This is a genomic window from Gordonia sp. (in: high G+C Gram-positive bacteria), assembly GCF_012515855.1.
Lineage (GTDB): Bacteria > Actinomycetota > Actinomycetes > Mycobacteriales > Mycobacteriaceae > Gordonia.
Window position 1 is genome coordinate 1 of record NZ_JAAYXO010000190.1, and the last position, 5959, is coordinate 5959.

Annotated in this window: 6 protein-coding genes; 3 read left to right on the plus strand and 3 right to left on the minus strand. The window is 67.0% G+C overall.

Annotated elements, in window-relative coordinates; translation table 11 throughout:
• Positions 1-525 precede the first annotated feature (525 nt).
• From GX543_RS13490 to GX543_RS13500, 3 genes are read right to left on the minus strand one after another with little or no spacing between them, the layout of a single operon-like run.
• A complete protein-coding gene (locus tag GX543_RS13490) occupies positions 526-1737 on the minus strand; it encodes an aminotransferase class I/II-fold pyridoxal phosphate-dependent enzyme (RefSeq protein WP_290852559.1) in 1212 nt (403 codons plus the stop codon).
• A 56-nt stretch (positions 1738-1793) separates the two neighbouring features.
• Positions 1794-2123 carry an AzlD domain-containing protein gene (locus GX543_RS13495; protein ID WP_290852561.1) on the minus strand — a complete coding sequence of 110 codons (330 nt, stop codon included), beginning with the start codon at positions 2121-2123 and terminating at the stop codon, positions 1794-1796.
• Positions 2116-2841, minus strand: a complete 726-nt coding sequence (locus tag GX543_RS13500) for an AzlC family ABC transporter permease (protein ID WP_290852563.1) — start codon at positions 2839-2841, stop codon at positions 2116-2118. The genes GX543_RS13495 and GX543_RS13500 overlap by 8 nt, the downstream gene beginning before the upstream one ends.
• A 96-nt stretch (positions 2842-2937) precedes the next feature.
• Between GX543_RS13500 and GX543_RS13505 the strand changes: the two genes are divergently transcribed.
• Genes GX543_RS13505 through galK form a run of 3 tightly spaced genes read left to right on the plus strand, consistent with a single transcriptional unit; the run spans position 2938 to position 5763 of the window.
• Positions 2938-3357 (plus strand): Lrp/AsnC family transcriptional regulator, encoded by a 420-nt coding sequence (locus GX543_RS13505; RefSeq protein ID WP_290852565.1) that lies wholly within the window; start codon positions 2938-2940, stop codon positions 3355-3357.
• Positions 3358-3403: 46 nt separating this feature from the next.
• Positions 3404-4579, plus strand: a complete 1176-nt coding sequence (gene galT / locus GX543_RS13510) for a galactose-1-phosphate uridylyltransferase (RefSeq protein WP_290852567.1) — start codon at positions 3404-3406, stop codon at positions 4577-4579.
• A 2-nt stretch (positions 4580-4581) separates the two neighbouring features.
• Positions 4582-5763: a galactokinase gene (galK, locus tag GX543_RS13515; protein ID WP_290852570.1), complete on the plus strand. Its 1182-nt coding sequence runs from the start codon at positions 4582-4584 to the stop codon at positions 5761-5763.
• The last annotated feature ends 196 nt before the right edge of the window (positions 5764-5959 follow it).

Below are 5959 nucleotides of genomic sequence, written 5' to 3' on the forward strand. Positions count from 1 at the left end.
CGCTCACTCGCCGACTCGACCAACAGGGGAAGGCGCCTTCAGCGTCGCTCACTCGCCGGCTCGCCCCACGCTGATCGAGTGCCGCTGCGAGCGAAGCCCGCATCGGAGTATCGAGATCACCCTGCGCGCCGTCGCTCCGGTCTCGATCTTGAGCGGGTTCGCTGCGCTCACTCGCCAACTCGACCAACAGGGGAAGGGCGAGGCCGGGCCGGCACCCGGCCCGGGTCTTCCCACGCTGATCGAGTACCGCTGCGAGCGAAGCACGCAACGGTTTATCGAGATCGCCCGTGCGCGTGGTCGCTCCGGTCTCGATTTTGGGCGGGTTCGCTGCGCTCACTCGCCGACTCGACCAACGGGGGGAAGGCTCCCGCGGCTGCGCTCACTCGTGCCCTACGTTGATCGAGTGCCGCTGCGAGCGAAGCACGCATCGGTATATCGAGATCGCCCCCTGCGCGCCGTCGCTCCGGTCTCGATCTTGAGCGGGTTCGCTACGCTCACTCGCCAACTCGACCAACAAGGGGAATCTCACGCGCCCACCCGACCCATCCTCGTCACGCCTTCGGTCAGGATTGCCGTCGAGGTCGCGAAGTTCAGGCGGACGTGTCCGGCGCCGCCGGAACCGAAGACGTGTCCCGAGCTGAGCGCGACTCGCGATCGATCGAGAAAGATCTTGGCGGGGCCGGCGAGGTCACTGACCACACCGGGGCCGTCGGCGTCGCCGGGCATTCCCATGCCGAGCGGACGACAGTCGAGCCAGGCGAGATACGTTCCCTCGGGCGGCCGGAAGCCGACCTTCGGAAGGTGCTTCGCAACCAAATCCACCAGCAGTTCCCGATTCTCGGCGAGACCTTTCAACAGAGCGTCGAGCCAGGAATCCCCCTCGTTGAAAGCAACGGTGTGCGCGAGGACTCCTAGATGACTCGGACCGTGGCTCACTTCCTCCGGCATGCGCGCGAGGTCTGCTGCAGCCGCCGGACCGGCCACGGCGATCGCGGCTTTCAACCCGGCGAGGTTCCAGGCCTTCGACGCCGACATCAGCGAGAACGCGTCGTCGGCGCCGTCGACACTCAGGTAGGGCACGAACTCGGCCCCGGCCAGAACAAGCGGCGCGTGGATCTCGTCGGCGATCACCCGGACGCCGTACTCCCGCGCGAGTTCGGCGACCTTCGCCAGTTCCGCACGGGTGTGCACCACGCCGGTCGGATTGTGTGGATTGCAGAGGAGGTACGCCACCTTGCGGCGGGTTCGTCGTGCCGATGCGAAGGTCGCTCGCAGGTGCTCGAAGTCGATCCGACCCGTCGCGCCGAGTGGCGATTCGATCACCGTGCGATCGGCGTGCGTCGCGAACGCGTAGAACGGCGGGTACACCGGTGAGTTCACCACCACGATGTCGCCCGGGTCGCCGACCAACTTGAGGACCTCGACGATGCCCATCATGACGTCGGGCACGACCGCCGACCGTCCGACCTCCAGGCCGTCCCATCCCCACCGCCGCTGAGCGAAACCGGCCAGGGCCGCGGCGTACGCCGCTCCGCCCGCCGGATAGCCGGTGTCGCCGAGCGCGACGGCCCTGGTCAATGCGTCCGCAATCGGCGCTGCGAGGGCGACGTCCATCTCCGCCACCCACAGCGGCAGCACATCGTCGGGGTAGACCCGCCACTTCACGCTGGTGCGCTGTCGCAAGGCATCAATCGTCAACTCCTCGAGCGGGTTGGGCAGCGACGCACTCTCGGTCATGCCACCACCCTGCGCGACCGTCGACAGTGCCGCAACAGATCTGCGGAAACGGCCCGTCAGGCCGCGATCGTCGACGCCAGCACCACGTAGACGGCCACGCCGCCTAAGATGCTCAGCGTCATGCTGCCCCGCCACAAATGAAGGCCGATGGTCACCGCGAGGGCCAGCAGCGGCGGGCCCACCGACGTCAGAGCCGTCAGATCCGTAGAGCGGACCGTGTACGCGGCGAGAATGAACATGATCCCGGCCGGCATTCGGTCGCTCAGGAACGCCAGCAGTCGGCTGTCGCGCAGCGGTGCGAGCATGGCGAACGGCAGGGCCCGCAGTCCCCACGTGATCGACGCGGAGATCAGGATCGCGATAGCCACATAACGAGGATCAGACATGCTTCCTCCGCTTCTCCGCGACATACGAGGCGACGAGCGCACCGACGAACAGCGCCATGGCGATCAGAAGCATGTGCTCGGTCGAGATGAGTGCCGCGATCAGCGCCGATCCCAACGCCAGCACCGGGATCGAGACGGCCCGACGGACCTTGTAGGCCTCCATTCCGAGGACCACGAACAATGCGGTGACGGCGAAGTCGAGGCCGACGACAGACGACGGGATGATCGAACCGAGTCCCGCACCCGCTGCCACGCAGGCCACCCAGGCGGCGTGGAAGCTCACCTGGATGCTGATGATCCGTGCACGCGACCAGGTGCCCGCTTCCGGGTTGGCGGTCAACGCATACGACTCGTCGGTCAGTGCGAACGTGGCGTAGGCCTTCCATCCGCGGCCCGCGACCCGGTGCAGCGGGAACGACAGCGCATAGAACACGTGACGGAAGTTGACCAGGACCGTGCTGACGGCGATCTGAGCGAAAGGTGCTGCCACAGCGAGCATTCCAACAAGAAGGAACTCCATCGACCCGGCAAGGACGAGCGCAGCCATGACAGGTCCCATCCACCACGGAAGACCGGACTGAACCACCAGCACTCCGAGTGCGAGGCCGAGCGGAATCACCGCGGCGCACGCCGGAAGAGCAATACGCCAACCGGCGGCCACCTCGTCCTTGACGTCCTGGCCTTCGACGTCCATCGCCTCGACTGCGGTTGTAGTCATGAAGCAATGTTAGGAAACTTCAGGCTCGGTTGGATTGCCAATTTCTGCTGGTAGAGTGCTCTAATGCGCAATAAACCAACCGTTGACGACCTCGATATGGCAATCGTTGCCGAACTGGAGAACAACGGTCGGTTGAGCAATACCGAACTGGCCCGCCGCGTCGGCCTCACCCCCGCTCCGTGCCTGCGTCGGGTGCAGCGACTGGAGCGCGACGGGGTGATCCGCGGTTACCGCGCCACCGTCGATCCCAAGAACAGCGGCCGCGGGTTCGAAGTGATCGTCGCGATCGACATCGCGGTCAACGACGGCGCGACCATCGACGACTTCGAGACGGCGGCGGCCGCCGTTCCCGAGGTCACCGAGCTCCGACGCATGTTCGGTCAGCCCGACTACTACCTGCGCGTGCAAGTGGCCGATCCGGAGTCCTACGAGGCGCTGGCCGCGAGCGTGCTGTCGCGCCTGCCCGCGGTCAACCGACTGCTGTCGCATCAGACGATGCGACTGGTCAAGGGATGAGCACTGCCCTGCGCCTGTCGCGGACCGGCAATGATCGGAGTGCGCTATGACGACTGAACCGCTGTCCGCCGAACTCCTCGGCGCAGGCGTCGTCAAACGATCCACGCGCTTGGCCGACGGCCGCGAGCTGATCTACTACGACGACGCCGACACCCGACTGAGCCCAGACCGCAAGGCCGACACGCGGATTGCCGCGCCACGTCCGACGACGGCGTCGATGCGCCAGGACGCCTACACCGGAGACTGGATCACCTTCGCCACCAATCGGCAGAACCGCGTCACGATGCCGAGCGCCGAAGCCGACCCGCTGGCCCCGCAGTCGCCGACCAATCCCTCCGAGCTGCCGTCGCTCTACGACGTCGCAGTGTTCGAGAACCGTTCTCCTGCCTTCGGCCCCGCGCTCGCCGAAGCTGTCGGCGACGTCGCCGCCGCTGTCGACCCGGTCCGCGGCCTCGACGACCTGACCGGGATAGGACTCGGTCGGACGCGGACCAGTACCGGACGCTGTGAAGTGGTGTGCTTCAGCCCGGAGCACGAGGGCTCGTTCGGCACCCAGTCGGTCGGCCGCGCCCGCACCGTGATCGAGGCCTGGGCCGATCGCACCGCGGCCCTGTCGGCTCTGCCCGGCGTCGAGCAGGTCTTCCCGTTCGAGAATCGCGGCGAGGCGATCGGCGTGACTCTGCCGCATCCGCACGGCCAGATCTATGCCTACCCGTACATCACGCCGCGGACGCGCGCCCTGCTCCGCAGCGCGGAACGCACCGGCCCCGACCTGATGGCGCGAGTACTCGAGTTCGAGCAGCGCGGTCCGCGCGTCGTCCTGCAAGGCGACAAGTGGACGGCCTTCGTGCCCTTTGCCGCGCGTTGGCCGCTGGAAGTCCACCTGATGCCGCACCGCCCTGTCCCCGACTTCGCAGCGCTCCACGACGGCGAGCGAAACGAGCTCGCCCGGCTCTACCTCAGGCTGCTACGCGGGGTCGACGCCCTCTACGACTCCCCGACGCCATACATCGCGGCCTGGCACCAAGCCCCGGTCTCCATCGGCCGGGACACCGTGCGGATGCGCCTAGAGCTCACGAGTCCCCGTCGCGCCGCCGACAAGATGAAGTTCCTCGCCGGTTCCGAGGCAGCGATGGGTGCGTGGACCGCCGAAATCCTTCCCGAAGTCGCAGCCGAGCGCCTGCGTGCCGCAGTCGATTCGGTTCCGATCCCCGAGGAGTAGCGATGACCGCACTGTCCGCCTCCAGCGTCCTCCTTGAAGAACTGTCCAGGCGCGCACCCGACGGGGTCTGGTCCGCGCCCGGACGGGTGAATCTGATCGGCGAGCACACCGACTACAACGACGGCTTCGTCCTGCCCTTCGCGATCGAGCACCGAACCTATGCGGCCGTCGCATTGAACGGGACCGGTGAACTTCGGGTGCGATCGACGTTCGCCGACGAAACAGTCGTCGTCGCGGTCGACGACCTCGACGATCTCTTCCCGACACCGACGGGTGCCACTCCCCGGGTGCCGGAATGGGCAGCCTATGTCCTCGGTGTCGCCTGGGCACTGCGCGAAGCACGACCGGACGCCACGACTCCGGGAGCGGACATCGCGATCGCCTCGGACGTCCCCGTCGGCGCCGGTCTCTCCTCCTCGGCTGCGATCGAGGGCGCCGTCGCCTCCGCGTTGAACGATCTCTGGGCGCTCGACCTGGATCGGGTCGCCCTGGCGCAGGTCGGTCGTCGTGCGGAGAACGACGCGGTCGGCGCACCCACCGGGATCATGGATCAGATGGCCTCGATGCTCGGCCGGCCCGACGCCGCGACCCTTCTCGACTGCCGCAGTCTCGAAACTCGCTCGGTATCGACCGGGTTCAGCGATGCCGACCTCGAACTCGTCGTCGTCGACACCCAGATCAAGCACGCCCATTCCACCGGCGGCTATCGCGACCGCCGGGAGGCGTGTGAACGTGCCGCACGACTGTTGGGCGTCCCCGCCCTCCGCGACCTGTCGATCGACGACCTCCCCCAGGCCGCAGAACTCCTCGACGACGTGACCTTCCGCCGTGTGCGGCATGTCGTCACCGAGAACCAGCGCGTGCTCGACACCGTCGACGCACTGACTCAGCGAGGACCCCGCGCCATCGCCGGCCTCCTCCAAGCCTCCCACGCATCCATGCGCGACGACTTCGAGATCTCAGTCCCCGAACTCGACATGGCAGTCGAGCTGACGATGACACACGGGGCTGTCGGCGCCCGAATGACCGGCGGAGGTTTCGGGGGCGCCGCGATCGCTCTGGTCGGAAACGGCCAGCTGTCAGCGGTATCCGACGCCCTCCGCCGCGGTTTCGCGAGCGCCGGCTTCAAGGAACCGGCGATCTTCACCGTGTCGCCGTCGGAAGGTGCACGGCGAGACCGCTGATCGAGCTGCCTTGGTTCGACGTAGACCTCGGAACCTGTCCCGCGTCTCGGGACTTTCGTGAGGAATGCACGACAAATGAGGGAAGCCCCTGACCAACGAGTGGTCAGGGGCTCCCTGCAAATTTGTGTTCGGCGGTGTCCTACTCTCCCACACCCATTACAGTGCAGTACCATCGGCGCAGGTGGGCTTAGCTTCC

What these genes read in the sequence shown, in the direction of transcription:
- GX543_RS13495 (WP_290852561.1), bottom strand. Translation starts at nt 2,123, where the DNA reads ATGTCTGATCCTCGTTATGTGGCTATCGCGATCCTGATCTCCGCGTCG.
- galT (WP_290852567.1), top strand. Translation starts at nt 3,404, where the DNA reads ATGACGACTGAACCGCTGTCCGCCGAACTCCTCGGCGCAGGCGTCGTC.
- GX543_RS13490 (WP_290852559.1), bottom strand. Translation starts at nt 1,737, where the DNA reads ATGACCGAGAGTGCGTCGCTGCCCAACCCGCTCGAGGAGTTGACGATT.
- GX543_RS13505 (WP_290852565.1), top strand. Translation starts at nt 2,938, where the DNA reads ATGGCAATCGTTGCCGAACTGGAGAACAACGGTCGGTTGAGCAATACC.
- galK (WP_290852570.1), top strand. Translation starts at nt 4,582, where the DNA reads ATGACCGCACTGTCCGCCTCCAGCGTCCTCCTTGAAGAACTGTCCAGG.
- GX543_RS13500 (WP_290852563.1), bottom strand. Translation starts at nt 2,841, where the DNA reads ATGACTACAACCGCAGTCGAGGCGATGGACGTCGAAGGCCAGGACGTC.